The sequence below is a fragment of the Kribbella soli genome (assembly GCF_004331345.1).
GTDB classification, from domain to species: domain Bacteria; phylum Actinomycetota; class Actinomycetes; order Propionibacteriales; family Kribbellaceae; genus Kribbella; species Kribbella soli.
This window is the reverse complement of the sequence record NZ_SJJZ01000005.1, coordinates 473,304-491,045: the sequence shown is the minus strand read 5'-3', so window position 1 is coordinate 491,045 and position 17,742 is coordinate 473,304. Positions and strand designations below refer to the sequence as shown.

The following is a 17,742-nucleotide window of genomic DNA, read 5'->3' as shown; positions in this document are numbered from 1 at the left end:
CCTGATGGCAGACCTACAGGTCGCTCCCTGGACCCTGGTGATCCCGGTGAAGCGTACGGCGATCGCGAAGAGCCGGCTCGCTCCGGCCTACCCTCAGCACCGTCCCGAACTGGCCCGCGCCTTCGCTGTCGACACTACTGCGGCCGCTCTCGGTTCTCCCCTGGTGCAGACCGTCCTGGTGGTCACCGACGACCCGCTGGTCGCCGCAGACGTCACCGCGGCCGGCGCGCACGTGGTCCCGGACCTGCCGGCCGCCGGTCTCAACGAAGCCCTGCTGCATGGAGCCACTGTGGCCGCTGCCGAGTTCGGAGGCAACGGAATCGCAGCCCTCTCAGCCGATCTGCCCGCGCTGCGCCCGGCCGAGCTGACCGCCGTCCTCGCGGCCTGTACGGCGCCGCGCTCGTTCGTGATCGACCAGCCCGGCACCGGTACGACGTTGCTCGCCGCAGCGCCCGGGGTGCCGCTGGATCCGCGCTTCGGTGTGGGTTCCGCCCTGGCTCACCAGGCGTCCGGCGCGATGCCGATCGAACTGACCGCGATCGAGTCGGTACGGCGTGATGTCGACACGGCCGCCGATCTCGCGCACGCCGTACAACTGGGTGTCGGTCCGGCGACCGCGGACGTGATGTCGCTGGTTCTCGGTGCCGCGACCGGGACCGAGGGTCTAGCCTGCTGACATGCAGGCAACCGTGAGCCGCTACGACGGCGAGACGTTCTCCGGAGCAGTGCTGACGGATACCGGGATCGAGCTCCCGTTCACCGTGCACGCCGTCGCCAGCACGCCCGTCCGGCACCTCCGCGTAGGGCAACGAGTACGGATCGAGACCACCGGTTCGGGTGCGGAACTGGCGATCACCAAGGTGGAGTTCGGCACCACGCTGTAGTTGCCGTAAGCATCTCCGGACACGGCGAAGGCCGGTCAACCCTGGTGTGGGGTGACCGGCCTTCGCTGTTGTGCGGTATGCCGCGATGCGTGAAGATCAGCGAGCGGTACGCTTCGCCGCGGTCTTCTTGGCGGGGGCCTTCTTGGCCGGCGCCTTCTTCGCCACGGTCTTCTTGGCCGGGGCCTTCTTGGCAACGGTCTTCGCCGGAGCCTTCTTGGCGACGGTCTTCGCCGGAGCCTTCTTGGCGACCGTCTTGGCCGGGGCCTTCTTCGCGACCGTCTTCTTCGCAGCGGCGGTCTTCGTCGCAGCGGCCTTGGCCGGAGCGGCCTTCTTCGCCGGGGCAGCCGCCTTGGTGGCGGTCGCGGCCGGCTTCGGGGCTACCAGCTTCGGCAGCTTCTTGGCGCCGGAGACAACGGCCTTCAGCTCCGCACCCGCGCGGAACTTCGGAACCGTGGTCTTCTTGGCGCGCTTGGTCTCACCGGTCCGCGGGTTGCGCACGATGCGCGCACCTCGCTCGATGGCCTCGAAGGCACCGAAACCGGTGATGGCGACCTTGCCGCCCTTCTTGGTCAGCTCGCGCTGGACGGTGTCGATCACCGACTCCAACGCGTGCTGGGCCTGGCGGCGGTTTCCGTCGAAGTGCACTGCGAGCGCTTCGACCAACTGGCTCTTGTTCACTGCTTCCCTCCGTGAACGTAGGCGTCGAGCACAGCGCTCGATCTCACAGGAACGTTATGGACTCAACACGCCGTTCACAAACACCAACGCGGCAATTCGGCCTTGTTTTAGGCGATTCGTGCCACAATTTGGCCCGATTCGGCACTCAGACAGGGTTTTCGGGGTGGTTCAGAGCCAACCGCGGCGCTTGAAGATCTGGTGCAGACCTCCCCACACCAAGGCCATCAGGCCGATCGCGAAGGGGTATCCGAACTGCCAGTGCAGCTCCGGCATGTGGTCGAAGTTCATCCCGTAGACGGTGCCGATCAGCGTCGGGGCGAACAGGATCGCCGCCCAGGCAGAGATCCGCTTCACCTCTTCGTTCTGCTCGCTGCTGGCGATCGCGAGGCTCTTCATCTCCTCGTTCTGCTGCTGGGCCACCAGGGTCGCGTTCACGGTCAGGATGTCGCGCAGCAACTCCCGGAAACCGTCGACCTTCTCCACCACTTCGGTGACGTGGTCGGCCACGTCGCGCAGTGAACGTTGCAGTTCCTCGTCGACGCCGTACTTCTGGAAACCGCCGCGGAGCTGCTCGAGCATGCCGACCAGCGGCCGGGTCGCGCGCTGGAACTCGATCACCTCACGGGACAGTTCGTAGATGCGCCGCGACACCTTCGGGTCGCCGCGGAACACCTCGGTCTCGATCTCGTCGATGTCGTTCTCCAGACCGGCGACCACCGGTGCGTACCCGTCGACGACCTTGTCCATGATCGCGTAGAGCACCGCTTCGGCACCGCGGCCGAGGAGTTCGGGGTCGCGCTCGACCCGGCGCCGTACCGCGGCCAGATTGGGCGCTTCGGCGTGCCGGACCGTCACCACGAAGTCCGGGCCGACGAAGACGTGCACCTCACCGAACTCGACCTCCTCGGTCGCGTCCCGGTACCGCGCGGCCTTCAGTACGACGAACAACGTGTCGCCGTACCGCTCCAGCTTCGGGCGCTGATGCGCCTCGTTGGCGTCCTCGATCGCCAACTCGTGCAGGTCGAACTCCTGGGCCAGCGAGGCGAGCTCGCGGCGGTCCGGCCGGTACAGGCCGATCCAGGCCAGGCTCTGCGGCGAGGTGTGCAGCGCCGCGTAGGTGTCCGCGAGCGAGTCCGGGGACGCGATCCGGTTGCCGCCGCAGTAGATCGCGCTGTCGACGACGCTGTGTCCCTTGGGCTTCTGCGGATCGCGGGACGGCCGCTCGGCCGGCTCGATCGCGGTCGCGGCGGCGGATGCGGCGTGCTTACGGGCGGCGGCACGCAGTGACGGGGTGCGGCTGAACGCGCGGAGCGAACGCAGGCGCAGGTCGGACATGAGTCCTCCAGGTGCGGTGGATCAGGTGAGTGATGAGCGCACGTCTGCCCGACCCGCAACTACTGGAGGCTCTGCTATTGCTAGAAGAAGAAGGCCACCGACGGTCGAGCGAGACCGGTATGTCTGGAGGGTTCGCTGCCGTTGTTCATGAGCGTCCCACCTCCTCGGTCTCGCAAGCCTTGTTCTGACAACCACGCAAGGGTAACACCAGAGTTATCGCCCCCGACCGGCCAAACGTTACGGGGGCGCTAACTCTGGTGGAGCTTTCAGGCCTTCGCTGGAAGGGTTGCCGGCTTGAAGGACGGCCGGGTCGCTTCGTAGGCAGCGATGTCGTCCGCGTGCGACAAGGTGATGCCGACGTCGTCCAGACCGTTCAGCAGCCGGTACCGCGTGTAGTCGTCGATCTCGAAGGGTGCCGAGACGTCACCGGCCGAGATCGTCTTGTTCTCCAGGTCGACCGTGACCTTGGTCCCCGGGTCTGCCTCGATCGCGGTCCACAGTTGCTCCACGACGTCCTGCGTCACCAGGGCTGCGAGCAGACCGGCCTTGCCCGAGTTGCCGCGGAAGATGTCGCCGAACCGCGACGACACGACGACGCGGAACCCGTAGTCGAGCAGGGCCCAGACCGCGTGCTCACGGGAGGACCCGGTGCCGAAGTCCGGTCCCGCGACGAGTACCGAGACACCGTCGTACTCGGGCTGGTTGAGGACGAAGGAAGGATCGTTGCGCCAGGCCGCGAACAGCCCGTCCTCGAAGCCGGTCCGGGTGACCCGCTTCAGGTACACGGCCGGGATGATCTGGTCGGTGTCGACGTTGCTGCGGCGCAGCGGAGCCGCCGTACCGATGTGCTGGGTGAAGGCGTCCATGGTTCCTCTGCTCCTCAGGCGTTCGCGGGGACGGCGACGGGCGGCAGGTCCGCCGGAGCGGCGAGCGTTCCGGTGACAGCGGTCGCGGCGGCGACCAGCGGCGACACCAGGTGGGTGCGGCCGCCCTTGCCCTGGCGACCTTCGAAGTTGCGGTTCGAGGTGGAGGCGCTGCGCTCCCCGGGGGCCAGCTGGTCCGGGTTCATTCCCAGGCACATCGAGCATCCGGCGCCCCGCCACTCCGCGCCGGCGTCCTTGAAGATCGCGTCCAGGCCCTCGGACTCGGCCTGCAGCCGGACCCGGCCGGAGCCCGGGACCACGAGCATCCGGGTGCCCTCGGCAACCTTCCGCCCGGCCAGTACGCCGGCCGCGGCCCGCAGGTCGTCGATCCGGCCGTTGGTGCAGGACCCCAGGAACACCGTGTCCACGTGGATCTCGCGCAGCGGCGTACCGGCGGTCAGGCCCATGTACTCCAGGGCGCGCTCGGCAGCGACCTTGTCGTTCTCGTTGTCGAAGTCGTCCGGCGACGGCACGACCGCGGACAGCGGAACGCCCTGGCCGGGGTTGGTGCCCCAGGTGACGAACGGCGCGATGTCCTCGGCACGCAGCACGACCTCACGGTCGAAGGTGGCGTCGGCGTCGGTGGCCAGGCTCTTCCAGTACTCGACGGCGGCTTCCCAGTCGACGCCCTGCGGCGCGTGCGGCTTGTCCTTCAGGTACGCGAACGTGGTCTCGTCCGGCGCGATCATGCCGGCCTTCGCGCCCCACTCGATCGACATGTTGCAGATCGTCATCCGGGCTTCCATGCTCAGGGCACGGATCGCCTCGCCGCGGTACTCGACGATGTAGCCCTGGCCGCCGCCGGTGCCGACCTGCGCGATCAGCGCCAGCACCAGGTCCTTGGCCGAGACACCGTCGGGCAGTACGCCGTCGACCGTGACGGCCATGGTCTTCGGGCGGGCCTGCATCAGCGTCTGGGTGGCGAGCACGTGCTCGACCTCACTGGTACCGATGCCGAAGGCAATCGCCCCGAACGCGCCGTGCGTGGAGGTGTGGCTGTCACCGCAGACCACGGTCATCCCGGGCTGGGTCAGGCCGAGCTGCGGGCCGATCACGTGCACGACACCCTGGTCCGGGTCGCCGAGAGTGTGGATCCGGATGCCGAACTCCTCGGCGTTCTTGCGCAGTGTGTCCACCTGCGTCCGCGACACCGGGTCGGCGATCGGCTTGTCCACGTCGAACGTCGGGACGTTGTGGTCCTCGGTGGCGATGGTCAGATCCGGCCGCCGCACCGGGCGGTTCGCCAGCCGGAGGCCGTCGAACGCCTGTGGACTGGTCACCTCGTGCACCAGATGGAGGTCGATGTAGAGGAGGTCGGGCTCTCCGTCGGCATGGCGCACGACATGCGCATCCCAGACCTTTTCCGACAACGTCCTACCCATCAGACTCTCCTTTGAGATTTGTACAGTGGAGTGCTCTCGCTCACAGTGCTCCGGCGCGGGCTGCAGAAGCCACTTGCGTTCCACGATTCGAGACGGCAATATCGTCTCATGGACAACTCTAGCGGAGTCGGTGTTCTCGACAAAGCAGCCCTCGTACTGTCCGCCCTCGAGTCCGGGCCGGCGACCCTGGCCGGTCTGGTGGCGGCCACGGGCCTGGCCCGTCCGACGGCCCACCGGCTGGCGGTCGCGCTCGAGCACCACCGCCTGGTCGGCCGCGACATGCAGGGACGCTTCGTGCTCGGGCCGCGACTCAGCGAGTTGGCCTCGGCGGCCGGTGAGGACCGGCTGCTCGCGACCGCCGGTCCGGTACTGGCGCGACTGCGGGACATCACCGGTGAGTCGGCGCAGCTGTTCCGCCGCCAGGGTGAGTACCGGGTGTGCGTCGCCGCTGCCGAGCGTCCGTCCGGTCTGCGCGACACCGTCCCGGTGGGTAGCCAGCTGACCATGGCGGCCGGGTCGGCCGCTCAAATACTGCTTGCATGGGAAGACCCGGAGCGGATGCACCGCGGTCTGCACAACGCCTCGTTCAACGCTGCCGCGCTGGCCGGCGTACGGCGTCGCGGCTGGGCGCACTCGGTCGGCGAACGCGAGCAGGGTGTCGCGTCCGTCTCCGCCCCGGTCCGCTCCCCCAGCGGCAAGGTGATCGCCGCCGTGTCGGTGTCCGGCCCGATCGAACGCCTGTCCCGCCAGCCCGGCCGCATGCACGCTCCCGCGGTCATGGCCGCCGCGGAACGCCTCTCCGAAGCCCTCCGCCGCGCCTCTGAGTAGTCCACACAAACAGAAGGGCTCTCTGGTCCAGAGAGTCTTTGGCGCGAGGCCGTCAACGCTTGACTGATAGTCGGCCAGCGAGATGATCACCGCAACGGTGTGTCGTCGTCGGTGAGATCTACCCGTTCGTGCGCCCCAGCGGCCCGCGCCACCAGGGCTCCGAGTTCAGCCGGCCCGTCGGCCAAGGACTGACGCGAGGAGCCGATGATTGCCGTAAATGAGCAATCGGATCACCATGAGGAGAACGAGCCTCAAGGAGGTCGACATGGAGCGGGACTGGCTGACTCTCGGCTGGAAGATGCTGCTCGTCCGCGGTGTGCTCGGAATCATCTTCGGGATCCTCGCCATCGCCTGGCCGATCTCGACGGCGATCGCGCTGGCGCTGTTGTGGGGCTTCTGGGCCCTTGTCGACGGCATCGGCTCGATCGCGCAGGCCTTCCAGCCCGAGTCCCGCGGCAGCCGGCTCTGGCTGATCGTGCTCGGCGTGATCGCCTTGCTCGCAGCGTTCTTCGCGATCACCAGCCCCGGCATGGCTGCCACGACGCTGACCTGGATCCTCGGGATCTGGCTGATCGTCCGCGGCGTCTTCGAACTCGCCGGTGCGTTCCGGAGTCAGCAGGTGATGCCGCGCTGGCTGCTCGTGCTCAATGGGCTGCTGTCGCTCCTGATCGGCGTACTGTTCGCCGCCAATCCCGGTGCGGGCGCGGTCGGCATCGCCGTACTGCTGGGCGTCACGGCACTCATCTGGGGCGTCGTTCTGATCGGCGTCGGATGGTCGATGCGGCGCGCGCTCTCGGCCCCACCCGGACCTACTCAGTCCAGTCCGTCGCCGGCCTGACGATCAACTAACCGAGTACGTTTCCCCGGTTCCAGCCGCCGTACGGCACTGTGAGGATTTCGAGGTTGTGGCCGTCGGGGTCGTCCCAGTACAGGCCGCGGCCGCCGTCGTTGGTGTTGATCTCGCCTTCGCTGCGGTGGAAGGGGTCCGCCCAGTACGTCAGCCCGCGGTCGACGATCCGGGCGTGGATCTGGTCGAACTCCTCCTCCGAGACCAGGAAGGCGTAATGCTGCCGGTGCGGCTGCCCTTGGCCCTCGGCGAAGTCGAGCGTCGTGCCGTTCCCGAGCTGCACGACCGCGAACGGCCCGTAACTGCTCGGTTCGCCGACCCCGAGGATGTAGGCCAGGAACCGCGCCGAGGCGTCCTTGTCGGTGCAGTCCACGATGGTGTGATTGAACTCGACCGCCATCCCACCAGGCTACTCGGATTCGGTGCAGCCGCAGGAGATGTTGGGAATCAGCTCGTAGTCGAGGACGTGGCGGGCCGCGGGTGGGTTGGTGCGGTCGAGCAACAGTTCGACCGCCTGGCGTGCGGTTTGCTCGATCGGCTGGCGGACGCTGGCGAGTGGCGGGATCGTCACTGAGCATTCGCTGGTGCCGTCGAAACCCATCACAGCCACGTCGTCCGGCACCTGCAGCCCGGCTTCCCAGGCCGCGAACAGTACGCCGAACGCCTGCTCGTCCGTCGAGCAGTAGATCGCCCGCGGCGGCCGCTTCTGCGCGAACCACCGCCGTACGGCGTCCCGCGCGGCGAACCGCGATACGGGCGCGGCGACGTACCGCGCGGAGGCCCGTGGATGCGCCTTCAGCGCGCGTTCGATTCCGCGGCGGTGTTCCGCCGTACCGGGTGAATCCTCGGGGCCGGTGACGACGCCGAGGGTCCGGTACCCGTGGGACAGCAGGTGGTCCGCCGACGCCTCGGCGCCCGCGACGTAGTCGATCGAGAGCGTGGAAACCGTCACGCCGTCGGGCACCGGATGCAGTGCGACAACGGGTACGCCGGCGGTCGCGAAGCGCTGGATCGCCGGCGCGACGAGCAGCGAGACGAGAACCACGCCGTCGACCTTGCGCTCGATGAACGACCCGATGTGGGCCGATTCCTGCTCCGGGTCGCCGGCCGAGTCGCCGATCAGCAGCAGGTGGTCGTGCTGCCGCGCGTAATTCTCCAGGTGCTCGGCGAGCGTGGCGAAGTACGGGTTGCGGATCTGCGGGATGAGCAGCCCGAGCGAGTACGTGCGTCCCGCGCTCAGCGCCCGGGCGAGGATGTTCGGCCGGTACTCCAGCTCGGCCGCCGCTTCCAGCACGCGCCTGCGGGTCTCCGCCGACACGGGCCGGGGACCGTTGTTGAAGACGTAGCTGACGACCGCGGTGGACGTGCCCGCGCGCTCGGCGACGTCACGTGCGGTCGCCATCGATCTCCCCACGAGCCACAGGGTATGCCGTCCCGGCCGCCACGATCCGCGCCGTGATCTCCTCGGCCACCTGCTCGGCCTCCACCGCGGTGATGATCCGCACGGTGCCGTCCGCAGCAGGCGCGAACGTACTGTGCCCCGCCCGCTCTCCCTCGACCTCGATCGACACTCGTCCGAGCTTGGAGAACGTGAACAGCTCCGGGCGACTCAAGGCGAGCACCGCCACCGGGTCGTGCGGCACGTTCCACGTCTCGTTCCAGTACGCCCACCACTGCTCGATGTCCGCCCCGAGCGCGGCGCCGAGCGGGCCCGCTGCGCGGATCCGTTCCAGGCGGGCAGCCTCGATCGTGACCTGCTGGGTGATCTCCAGCCCCGTGATCGTCGTCGGGATGCCGGCGGTCAGCACGGCCTGCGCGGCGACGTCGTCGGACTTGAAGTTGTGCTCGCACACGTCGTCGCCGAACGATCCACCCATCACCCACAGGTGCCGGATCCACCAGGCTGCCTGCGGTTCGAGGGCCAGTGCGGCCGCCACGTTGGTCAACGGACCGATCGCCGCCACGTCGAGCTCACCAGGTTGCTCGCGTAGCCGTGCCACCAGCCGTTCGGGCGCGCTGTCCGCGCTGATCGTCTCCTGCTCCAGGTCGTCGTGCAGCGTGCCCTCGTGCCCGGCCCACCAGACCTTCCGCCCCGACAACGGTTCGACGACACCGGGTACGACGTCCAGGTCGCGACCTGCGAGTACGCCGTACCGCCGGGCGAGCTGGGCCCGTAGCCGAGTGTCGCCGTACACCGTGTGCACCTCGACGAGGTCGAGCTCCGGGCTGCCCAGGAGCTGGGCCAGCGCCATCGCGTCGTCGACGTCGGAGCCGATATCGGTATCGAGAATGATGGATCGCACAGATCTCCTTACTTGAGCCCGGTGCTGGACACGGACTGGACGAAGTACCGCTGGAAGCCGGCGATGACCACCAGCGGGATGACGGTGAGGACCACGGCGCCCGCGAACACGAGACCGTAGTCGGTGAAGTTCTGACCCTGCAGGTTGGACAGCGCGACCGGGCCGAGGATGTGCTTGGCGTCGGTGCCGATCAGCAGCGGCCAGACGTAGGCCTGCCATTGGAAGAGGAACAGCATCAGGCCGGCGCCGATCAGCGCGGGCTTCGACAGCGGCAGGTAGATCCAGCGGAACACCCCGAACCAGCCCAGCCCGTCGAGCCGGCCGGCCTCGACCAGTTCGGCCGGGATGCCGAGGAAGAACTGCCGCAGCAGGAAGATCGCCATCCCGTTGCCGATCCCCGGCAGCACCAGACCCGCGAACGTGTTGGTCAGGTGCCAGTCCCGGAACATCGTCGACAACGGGATCGCGATCGCGTCGAACGGCACCAGGAAGCTCAGTACGACGATGCCGAACACCAGCCCGCGACCGCGGAACTGGAACGCCGCCAGTCCGAACGCCGCGGTCGCACAGACCGCCAGACCGATGACGACCGTGGCCGCGCTGACCAGGATCGAGTTGAGCGTCGCGCGACCGATCGCACTGTTCAGCAGGGCGGAGTAGTTGGTGAGGGTGGGACGCAGCTCGAGGAACGTCTGCCAGGACAGCGGACTGAGGTTGGCGAAGGTCTCCGATCCGGGGCGCAGCGAGTTCGTGACGACCCAGAGCAACGGCAGGAAGAACAGGATGCCGACGGCACCGCCGAGCACCGAGAGGCTGGCCCGCTTCACTGGTCACCTCGCAGCAGCCGGAACTGGCCGGCCACGATCGCCAGCGTCAGCGCGACCAGGATGACGACCTCGGCCTGCGCGACGTGGATGTCGCCGATCGCGTACGCGCGGGTGTAGACGTCGTACATCAGCAGGTTGCTGTTGCCGTTCGGGCCGCCCTTGGTGAGGATCTGCACCGGCGCGAACACGAGCAGGTTCGACACCGTGTCGGCGACCAGGACGAACGCCAGCGGACGACGTACCAGCGGAAGGACGACGGAGATCATCCGGCGCCACGGGCCCGCGCCGTCGAGCAGCGCGGCCTCGCGGACCTCTTCCGGGACCTCCTGGATGCCCGCGATCAGGAACAGCATCCAGTACCCGACGCCGATCCAGGACAGCATGACGATCAGCGACGGCAGTACCTGACTCGACGAGGTGAGGAACGGCTGCGCGGGCAGACCGAGCCGTTCGAGGACGCCGTTCGCGAGGCCGTCCGGCCGGTAGATGACGCTCCAGATCACTGCCGACACCGCAGGCGGGGTGGCTATCGGCAGGATCACGAGCGTGCGCCAGAGCTTCGCGCCCGCGGCCCGCTGGGTGAAGAGGACCGCAAGCAGGAACGAGACCACGACCTGGATCGGGTTCACCAGCACGGTGAAGAGCAGCGTCACGCCGACCGACTGCCGGAAGTCCTTGTTCGACAGCAGATCCGTGTAGTTGCCCAGGCCCGCGAACACCCGCCCGCCGCGCAGCAGGCTCTCGGTGTAGAAGCTCTCGACCACGGCCGAGATCGCCGGGACGATCCGCAGTACGGCGAGACACACCAGCGCGGGCGCCAGGAAGGCGAGGGCGATCAGCCCTTGCCTTTGCTTCACTTGATCGACTTCCAGGCGTCGGTGAGCTGCCTGGTCGCCTCCTGCAACCGGGTGTTCGGGTCGGTCCCGTTGCGGATGTCGGCGAACGCCTTCCCCATGACTTCCTCGAACTGGATGTACCCGACGCTCACCGGCCGCGACACCGCGGTGTGCTCACTCTCGTACGTCGTGATCGCGGCAGCACCGGCCGTCTTCGCACCGGAGAACTTGTCCATCTGCGGGGTGTACTGCTTCTGCGCCTCGAGGTTCGCCGGGATGATCGTCGTCGTACTCGTGGTGACCAGGTTGCCCGCCGGGTCCAGCGTCGCGAACTCGACGAACTTGCGCGCCATCCCCTGCTGCTTCGACGCCGGGTTGATGCCGAGCGACCAGGAACCGGTCGGGGTGACCGGCTTGCCGCCCTGGAAGTACGGCATCGGCGCGACACCCCAGTCGACCTTCGAGCTGCCGAAGATCTTCAGGTCCCACGGGCCGCCGACGAAGAAGGCGACGTCACCGGCCGCGAACACCGGGCCGGTCTGGAACCCGCCGATGCCCCGCGGCGACAGTCCGCTCGCGAACGTGGCGCCGTACCACTGCATCGCCTTCTTCCAGCCGTCGGTCTCGACCGCCGGGGTGAGGGCGTCGTCGCCCTCGATCCCGGATCCGCCGCCGAGCGACTCGGCCAGCGGCTGCAGCTGGTAGTACGCCTCGGGCTGCTCCATGAACAGGCCGTACTTCGTGCCGCCCGACTGCATCGCCTTCCGGCCGGCGGCCTCGACCTGTTCCCAGGTCCAGCGCTGCTCCGGGTCCGCGGTCGGCGGCGTCACCTTCGCCTTGGCGAGCGCGGTCTTGTTGTAGAAGAGGAACTGCGTCGAGTTCCACATCGGCAACGACCACAGCTTGTCGCGGAAGCGGTTGGTCTTGTACGCCGTCGCGCTGAAGGACGTCTTCACCTTGGCGTCGAGGTCGCTGAGGTCGGTGAGGAAACCCTTCGCAGCGAGCTGCGAGACCCGCGGCTCGTCGACCGTGTAGACGTCGATGCCGGTGTCCTTCGCGCTCAGCCGCTGCTGCATGGTCGCGTTGAACTGGTCGAACGGGATCTGGGTGTAGGTCACCTTGATCCCGGGGTTCTTCGCCTCGAAGGCCTTGATCACGGGCTGGTACGTCTCGGCGTTGTCGGTACCCGTGAACGTGATGGTCCCGGTCTCCGGACCGGGGTCGGCCGTGGCGCCAGAACCGGACGAATCACCGGACGAGCCGCCGCAGCCGGCCAGCAGCAGGGCCGCGGCAATCGCCACGGCCGGAAGAGCGAAGAGGTTTCGCCGCACAGCGATCCCCTTTCCAGGCAGGAGAGGTCTAAGCGGTTAGACTCTAAGCGCTTAGACCTTGCCTGTCCAGCAATCGTACGAAGCGGCTCAGTGGGCGACCTCCCGCTCCTTGGGGTCGATCGGCCCGAGGTTCTTGACCACCTTGAGCGTGCCGCCCTGCGACTGCGCGATGTACATGTTCAGTCGAAGGTGGTGCTGACCTGGCACCATCTCCGCCGGTCCGCCCGGACCTTCGGCGATCCTCGCGTGGTCGAGGGCCGCGGCGACGTCCTCCTGACGCAGGGAGCCGGCTTCGTTGACCGCGGCTTCCCACAGCTTCAGTCCCCGGTACATCCCCGAACACGCGCTGCCGGCGGTGAACATCGCGCTGCCGGGGAACCGCTCGTCGTACCGCGCCAGCAGCGCCTCGCTGAAGGAGTCGGTCACGTCGAGGTAGTAGTCGAGGCACCCGTACAGGCCCTCGACGTGCTCGGCAGGCACGAGGTTCAGGAAGTTCTCGTCGAAGTAGGTGCACACGAGACGACCGCCCCGCTTCGTGAAGCCCGCCTCGTGCAGCCGCGCCAGGAAGGGCGTGAGTCCTGGGGGGACGATCGTGTTGAACACGACCTCGGCGCCGCTCGCCATGATGTCGTCGACCAGCTGGTCGTAGTCCAGATGATCCAGCGGGAAGTACTGCTCGCCGACGACCGTGCCGCCCTCCGCGGTGACGACCTCCCACACCTTCTTGTTCATCGTGTGCGGCCAGATGTAGTCCGCGGACGGCAGGTAGAACCGCTTCGCACCTGTGTGCCGCATGAGCCATGGGAAGAGCGGGTCGAGCTGCTGCGCGGGAACCGGTCCGGTGCAGTAGATCAGCGGGTCGCACTCCTGGCCTTCGTACTGCTCGGGGTAGATGTAGAGCGTCCTGCCGTCCTCGACGGCCGGACCCTTGATCGCTTGACGGGTCGAGCTGTAGATACCGCCCAGCACGACGTCGACGTGTACCTGATTCACGAGCTTGGCGGCTGCCGCGGCGGCGGCTCGGTCTTCGGTCGCGCTGTCCTCGATGAACAGCTCGATCGGATGGCCGAGCAGGCCGCCCTGTTGGTTGATGTCGTCGACCACCATCGTGGCCGTGTTGGCGTTCGCGATCCCCATGAAGGAGAGCGGGCCGCTCTGATCGGTGATGATGCCGACGCGCGCGGGCCGGCCGTTCGAAGTCGTCATCGTCTCGTCACCTCAGTTGGTCAGGCGCGGTAGGTGCCGGCCGGCTGGGCGGCCTGCGGCTTGCCGACATGGCCGGCCTCTTTGAGGATCGGCGGTACGTCGGGATCCGACACGAATGCCGCCCAACCTGCCTCGTCCCAGTCGAACAGGACCCAGACCCGGTCCGCTTCGTTCGGGTCGCGGAAGACGGTAGATCCCTTGGACCCGTGCTCGGCGCGCTTGTCCGCGCCCTTCGTCGAGAAGACGTCCAGGAAGTGGCTGACGTCCTCGACCTTCGTCGTTGCCAGGATCATGGCTCTTGCTCCTTCGTGCGGCGGCGAAGCTTCCTTCGCCAGGTGTCGCCAACCGATTGGCTGGTGTGACTTGGATCCTGCTCTCGACGGCGAAGGCCGGCATCGGGAGTTCTCCCCATTTCCGGTCGCCATGACGAGGGCGCGCCGGGCGCGTGGAGCTTCGGGCTCAGCGAGCGCTGTCGTTGGGCACGAGCTGGTGCCGCACAGCCCACCGGGTCGCCGCGGAGCGGTTGGACACGCCGATCTTGGTGTAGATGTGCTGGATGTGGTGATCGGCGGTCTTCGCAGAGATGAACAGTCGCGCTGCGATCTCGCTCGTCGTGCGGCCTTCGGCCACCAGCTTGAGCACGTCGATCTCGCGACGCGTCAGACCGGCGGTACGAGCGCCGTTGGCCTGCTGCCGGAGCTCGCGGAGGGCCGAGGTCAGCTCGTCCCGGGTCCACGCGGCGGCGGCGTTGAGGTCATAAGCCAGCCCCGCCGACCGGAGCTCTGCGGATCGTTCGGTGCCTAGCCGCCGGCTCAGCCGCTCGCCCAGCTCGGCGAGCTCGGGGACGTGGTGGAAGGCAGCGGGCTCGCCCGACAACGCCGCGAACAGTGTCATCGCCGCTTCCACGCGATCGAGGCGCTCGAACAGGGCGGGCACGCTGGCCAGGCTGATGATCAGCTGCGCGACGTTTCCCGCCTGGCGTGCCGCGCCGATGGCGGTGTCGAAAAGCGCAAGGGCGCGGTCGGCCTCGCCGTCCGACGTGTGCAGCCGTGCCGCGTCGCGAGCGAGGAACCCGTCGAAGAAATGCACCCCGTGTTCGCGGACATGGTCGACCGCTTCGTCCCACGTCGCCAGCGCACGTTTCCGGTCGGCCTTCGCGAGGGTCAGCCCCCCGATCCACAACGCGTAGGCGATCCAGTAGGGGTTCCCGAGGTCGCGAGCGGCGACGATCGACGGGGCGACGAGCTCGAGCGCCTCGGCAACCCGGCCGCTGGCCTGCAGGCCGTCCACGTACGACGCCAGGCCGTAACCACGCGCCGCGCCGAACTGCCTTGCCACTGCACCGGTCAGCTCGACATAGCGGTCCAGGTGTCCGCTGTAGACCTGGCCGAGCGCCTCGACGAAGGTCGCGTACCCGGGCTCGCAGGGGTCGCGGCCGGGCTGCGACCCCAGCTCCACGGCGCGGTGAGCGTTGCCTGCCGCTGCCTCAGCGCGCCCGACGAAGCAGGCGTAGCCGGCAGCGGTGTAGAGGCGCGGGAGCCGTGCAACAGCCGTTCCGGCGGCGGAATCCAGTAACTCCTCCGCCCAGGCCACTGTCTCGAAAAGCTCGATCGAGAATCCCATCAGCGCGGCATGCGCCGCGATGTCGGTCGCGACCTCCAGGCGCCCGCGCTGCGTGCTCCATCGGAACGCGGTTCGGAGGTTGCCGAGCTCGGCCTCGACCCAGTCGACTGCGCTGCGCCAGCCTGGGCCGTCCCAACCCTCCCAGCGTGCCGCAGCCTCGACGGCGAAGTGTGCCGCATGCCGATCGCGCATGCGCGCGAGGCCGCCGGCCTCGGACAGCCGATCCTCGCTGAACTGCCGGATCGTCTCGTACAGCCGGTAGCGCGTGTGGTCGGCGCCGTGATCAGCGACGACCAGCGACTTACGGACGAGCGAGTCGATCTGCACGAGGACGTCGACGTCGTCGGCGCCGACGACGGCCGCGAGGCTCGCCAGATCGAATCCGCCCGAGAACACGGAGGCGTTGCGCATCAGTTTCTGCTCGTCGGCGTCGAGCAGGTCGTACGACCATCCAACGGCGCGGGACAGCGTCTGCTGGCGGTCGGTCCGCGCCGCCGGCCCCCGCAGCAAGCGGAAGCGCGCGCCGAGCCGGTCCCGCACCTCGATCGCACTCATGGCAGCCATCCGCGCGGCCGCCAGCTCGATGCCCAGCGGCAGGCCGTCGAGTGTCAGGCAGATCTCTGTCGCCGCCGCCGCGTCCTGTGGGTCCTGCAACCCGAACGCCGGCCGAACGGCACGAGCCCTCTCGACGAACAGATGCACAGCGTCGGACGCGACGCCCCCGGTCAGCGCCAGCGGCGACACTTCCACCAATGTCTCGCCGGCGATCCACAGGTACTCCCGTGACGTCGCCAGCACCCGGACGACGCCCGATCTGCCGAGGATCTCGGTGATGGCGGCCGAAGCTGCCCGGAGAACGTGCTCGCAGTTGTCCATCAGCACGAGAGCGCGCCGGCCGGCCAACGCTTCGGCGACGGTCTCGACGAGCTCGGTATCCGCACGCGGGGAGATTCCCAGTGCGGTCGCGATCGCGGCGGGAACTGACGCGGCGTCGCCGACGGAGGCGAGTTCGACGACCCACACGCCGTCCGGGAACTCGTCGGCGAGACCCGCTCCGACCTCGAGCGCCAGACGGGTCTTGCCGACGCCGCCGGCCCCGCCGAGTGTGACCAACTGGTTCGAACGGACGAGCTCAGCGACCTCGAGGACCAGCCTGTCCCGCCCGACGAAGGAGGCCAGCTGCTCCGGCAGGTTGCCGATCCGCGCCGAAACACCTCGCAGCGGCGGAAAGTCCGAGGGCAGCCCGTCGGCGACGATCTGGTACACCGTCATGCGACGGTCGAGGTCACGCAGCCGGTGCTCGCCCAGGGAGCGCAACGTCACTCGGCTGCGCAGCAAGAGCTCGGTCGTGTCCGAGACGACGATCTGCCCGCTGTGAGCGATCGACGCCAAGCGCTCTGCCCGGTTGACCTCCGGACCGACGTAGTCCGGCTCGCCTTTGGTCGCCTCTGCCGTGTGGAGGCCGACCCGGACCTGGAACGCGAGCCTGTCGCGCTCGCGGATCAGCTGTCGCTGGAGGTCAACCGCGGCCTCAGCGGCGTCGACGGCTGCGGCGAACGCCGCGATGGACCGGTCGTCGCCACTCGCGAACAGATAGCCGCCACTTCGTCCGATCGCGTCCCGGACGATCGAGTCGCGCAGGACAACCGCCGCGGCCGCGTCAGCGGGCGTTTCGTCGCTGCGGACCCTTCGGTCCACGTCGACGACCAGGAACGTCATCGTGCCTGCTGGTCGCTCGGCCCCCACACGCGCATCGTACGTCGGGGTGGATCGCCTGAGCGCGGCATGGTATGCAGGGTCGTGGAGGGCCGCCGCGCACACGGGTGCTGAAGTGAGCCTGCAGCCAGGCAGTCAAGGGATCGGGATGAGCGGACCAATCGACGTCTGGCGCGAAGCCGCCGGCAAGTGGACCGCCGTCTGTTCGAAGGTCGGCGACGATCAGTGGAACTGCCGCACGCCCTGTGTGGAATGGAACGTTCGGGCGTTGGTCGACCACACCCTGGAATGGCAGGCGACCGGCGGCGCGTTGCTCGGCGCCTCCCTCGCCGCGGGCGACGACTGGGAGACCATCCGCGAGGCGTACGCGACGCACCTGTCGGACCCCTCGAACCTCGAAGGGGCCGTGGCTGAGTTCGCGGGCATTCCCAAGCAGGAGCTGGCCGCCTTCCTGATCGGCGACCTGCTGATCCATTCGTGGGATCTGGCGCGATCGGTCGGAGCCGACGAAGCCCTTCCGCCAACCGCCGTCGAGGCGACGATGACCGGTCTTCAACACGTGCCACAGGAGTTGTTGAGAGGTCGCAACCCGCTCGGCCAGCCGATGATGGGGCCGGCTGTGCAGGTGTCCGAAGCGGCGAGCCTCCAGGACAGGATGCTGGCGTTCACCGGTCGCGTTCCGTAAGAGCCGCCCGACGCACGAAGACCCCCATCCGATGGACGAGGGTCTTCGACTCTCTGGTAGCCCCGACGGGATTCGAACCCGCGCTACCGCCTTGAGAGGGCGGCGTGCTAGGCCGCTACACAACGGGGCCAGAGGTGTGTCATCCGGTCCTCACGGGCCGGGCAACGAGGTTGAACTCTACCGATTTTCACCGGTGCGGTCCAATCCGCTGGGGTACTAGGACTCGAACCTAGACTAACTGAACCAGAATCAGACGGGCTGCCAATTACCCCATACCCCAAAGGCATTTCACTGGGTCGAGAGTTTGTTTCCGCCCTCACCAACCCGGCTCGGAGAGC

18 protein-coding genes and 2 tRNA genes are annotated in these 17,742 nt (G+C 68.2%); 5 read left to right on the top strand and 15 right to left on the bottom strand.

The window, feature by feature from the left end; all coding sequences use genetic code 11:
* Positions 1 to 4 precede the first annotated feature (4 nt).
* Positions 5 to 676, top strand: coding sequence for a 2-phospho-L-lactate guanylyltransferase (gene cofC / locus E0H45_RS38015; RefSeq protein WP_202872716.1), 672 nt, complete (start codon positions 5 to 7; stop codon positions 674 to 676).
* Position 677: 1 nt separating this feature from the next.
* Positions 678 to 884, top strand: coding sequence for a hypothetical protein (locus E0H45_RS43030; protein ID WP_202872715.1), 207 nt, complete (start codon positions 678 to 680; stop codon positions 882 to 884).
* Positions 885 to 980: 96 nt separating this feature from the next.
* On the opposite strand, the gene E0H45_RS38010 is transcribed toward E0H45_RS43030, so the two are convergent.
* The 4 genes from E0H45_RS38010 to leuC all read right to left on the bottom strand — a co-directional run bounded on the left by E0H45_RS38010 (position 981) and on the right by leuC (position 5,202).
* A complete protein-coding gene (locus tag E0H45_RS38010) occupies positions 981 to 1,562 on the bottom strand; it encodes an HU family DNA-binding protein (RefSeq protein ID WP_131346861.1) in 582 nt (193 codons plus the stop codon).
* 168 nt (positions 1,563 to 1,730) lie between these two features.
* The gene (corA, locus tag E0H45_RS38005; protein WP_131346859.1) at positions 1,731 to 2,897 is read right to left on the bottom strand and encodes a magnesium/cobalt transporter CorA; all 1,167 of its coding nucleotides are present in this window, start codon (positions 2,895 to 2,897) and stop codon (positions 1,731 to 1,733) included.
* A 266-nt stretch (positions 2,898 to 3,163) separates the two neighbouring features.
* Entirely contained in the window at positions 3,164 to 3,763 is a 600-nt protein-coding gene (gene leuD, locus E0H45_RS38000; protein WP_131346857.1) for a 3-isopropylmalate dehydratase small subunit, read from the bottom strand.
* Positions 3,764 to 3,777: 14 nt separating this feature from the next.
* Complete coding sequence (gene leuC, locus E0H45_RS37995; protein WP_131346855.1) at positions 3,778 to 5,202, bottom strand: 3-isopropylmalate dehydratase large subunit; 1,425 nt, start codon at positions 5,200 to 5,202, stop codon at positions 3,778 to 3,780.
* A 108-nt stretch (positions 5,203 to 5,310) separates the two neighbouring features.
* Between leuC and E0H45_RS37990 the strand changes: the two genes are divergently transcribed.
* Both E0H45_RS37990 and E0H45_RS37985 read left to right on the top strand, forming a co-directional pair.
* Complete coding sequence (locus tag E0H45_RS37990; RefSeq protein ID WP_130387568.1) at positions 5,311 to 6,030, top strand: IclR family transcriptional regulator; 720 nt, start codon at positions 5,311 to 5,313, stop codon at positions 6,028 to 6,030.
* Positions 6,031 to 6,265: 235 nt separating this feature from the next.
* Positions 6,266 to 6,868: an HdeD family acid-resistance protein gene (locus E0H45_RS37985; protein ID WP_165546746.1), complete on the top strand. Its 603-nt coding sequence runs from the start codon at positions 6,266 to 6,268 to the stop codon at positions 6,866 to 6,868.
* A gap of 7 nt (positions 6,869 to 6,875) precedes the next feature.
* On the opposite strand, the gene E0H45_RS37980 is transcribed toward E0H45_RS37985, so the two are convergent.
* The 9 genes from E0H45_RS37980 to E0H45_RS37940 all read right to left on the bottom strand — a co-directional run bounded on the left by E0H45_RS37980 (position 6,876) and on the right by E0H45_RS37940 (position 16,749).
* Positions 6,876 to 7,277 carry a VOC family protein gene (locus tag E0H45_RS37980; protein WP_131346851.1) on the bottom strand — a complete coding sequence of 134 codons (402 nt, stop codon included), beginning with the start codon at positions 7,275 to 7,277 and terminating at the stop codon, positions 6,876 to 6,878.
* Between the two features lie 9 nt (positions 7,278 to 7,286).
* On the bottom strand, positions 7,287 to 8,279 hold the full coding sequence (locus tag E0H45_RS37975; RefSeq protein WP_131346849.1) for a LacI family DNA-binding transcriptional regulator: 993 nt from the start codon (positions 8,277 to 8,279) through the stop codon (positions 7,287 to 7,289).
* Positions 8,263 to 9,180, bottom strand: a complete 918-nt coding sequence (locus tag E0H45_RS37970) for a nucleoside hydrolase (protein ID WP_131346847.1) — start codon at positions 9,178 to 9,180, stop codon at positions 8,263 to 8,265. The genes E0H45_RS37975 and E0H45_RS37970 overlap by 17 nt, the downstream gene beginning before the upstream one ends.
* Before the next feature lie 8 nt (positions 9,181 to 9,188).
* Positions 9,189 to 10,007, bottom strand: a complete 819-nt coding sequence (locus E0H45_RS37965) for a carbohydrate ABC transporter permease (RefSeq protein WP_131346845.1) — start codon at positions 10,005 to 10,007, stop codon at positions 9,189 to 9,191.
* A complete protein-coding gene (locus tag E0H45_RS37960; RefSeq protein ID WP_202872714.1) occupies positions 10,004 to 10,864 on the bottom strand; it encodes a carbohydrate ABC transporter permease in 861 nt (286 codons plus the stop codon). Before E0H45_RS37960 ends, E0H45_RS37965 begins: the two co-directional genes overlap by 4 nt.
* Positions 10,861 to 12,174, bottom strand: a complete 1,314-nt coding sequence (locus E0H45_RS37955; protein ID WP_165546745.1) for an ABC transporter substrate-binding protein — start codon at positions 12,172 to 12,174, stop codon at positions 10,861 to 10,863. Before E0H45_RS37955 ends, E0H45_RS37960 begins: the two co-directional genes overlap by 4 nt.
* Before the next feature lie 87 nt (positions 12,175 to 12,261).
* Positions 12,262 to 13,380 (bottom strand): substrate-binding protein, encoded by a 1,119-nt coding sequence (locus E0H45_RS37950; protein ID WP_131346832.1) that lies wholly within the window; start codon positions 13,378 to 13,380, stop codon positions 12,262 to 12,264.
* 20 nt (positions 13,381 to 13,400) lie between these two features.
* The gene (locus E0H45_RS37945; protein WP_131346830.1) at positions 13,401 to 13,673 is read right to left on the bottom strand and encodes a hypothetical protein; all 273 of its coding nucleotides are present in this window, start codon (positions 13,671 to 13,673) and stop codon (positions 13,401 to 13,403) included.
* Between the two features lie 166 nt (positions 13,674 to 13,839).
* Positions 13,840 to 16,749: a LuxR C-terminal-related transcriptional regulator gene (locus E0H45_RS37940; RefSeq protein ID WP_131346828.1), complete on the bottom strand. Its 2,910-nt coding sequence runs from the start codon at positions 16,747 to 16,749 to the stop codon at positions 13,840 to 13,842.
* A gap of 19 nt (positions 16,750 to 16,768) precedes the next feature.
* Between E0H45_RS37940 and E0H45_RS37935 the strand changes: the two genes are divergently transcribed.
* Positions 16,769 to 17,404, top strand: a complete 636-nt coding sequence (locus E0H45_RS37935; RefSeq protein ID WP_131346826.1) for a TIGR03086 family metal-binding protein — start codon at positions 16,769 to 16,771, stop codon at positions 17,402 to 17,404.
* Between the two features lie 54 nt (positions 17,405 to 17,458).
* On the opposite strand, the gene E0H45_RS37930 is transcribed toward E0H45_RS37935, so the two are convergent.
* Both E0H45_RS37930 and E0H45_RS37925 read right to left on the bottom strand, forming a co-directional pair.
* Positions 17,459 to 17,534 (bottom strand) — tRNA-Glu (locus E0H45_RS37930).
* 78 nt (positions 17,535 to 17,612) lie between these two features.
* A tRNA-Gln gene (locus E0H45_RS37925) sits at positions 17,613 to 17,684 on the bottom strand.
* Between the last annotated feature and the right edge of the window lie 58 nt (positions 17,685 to 17,742).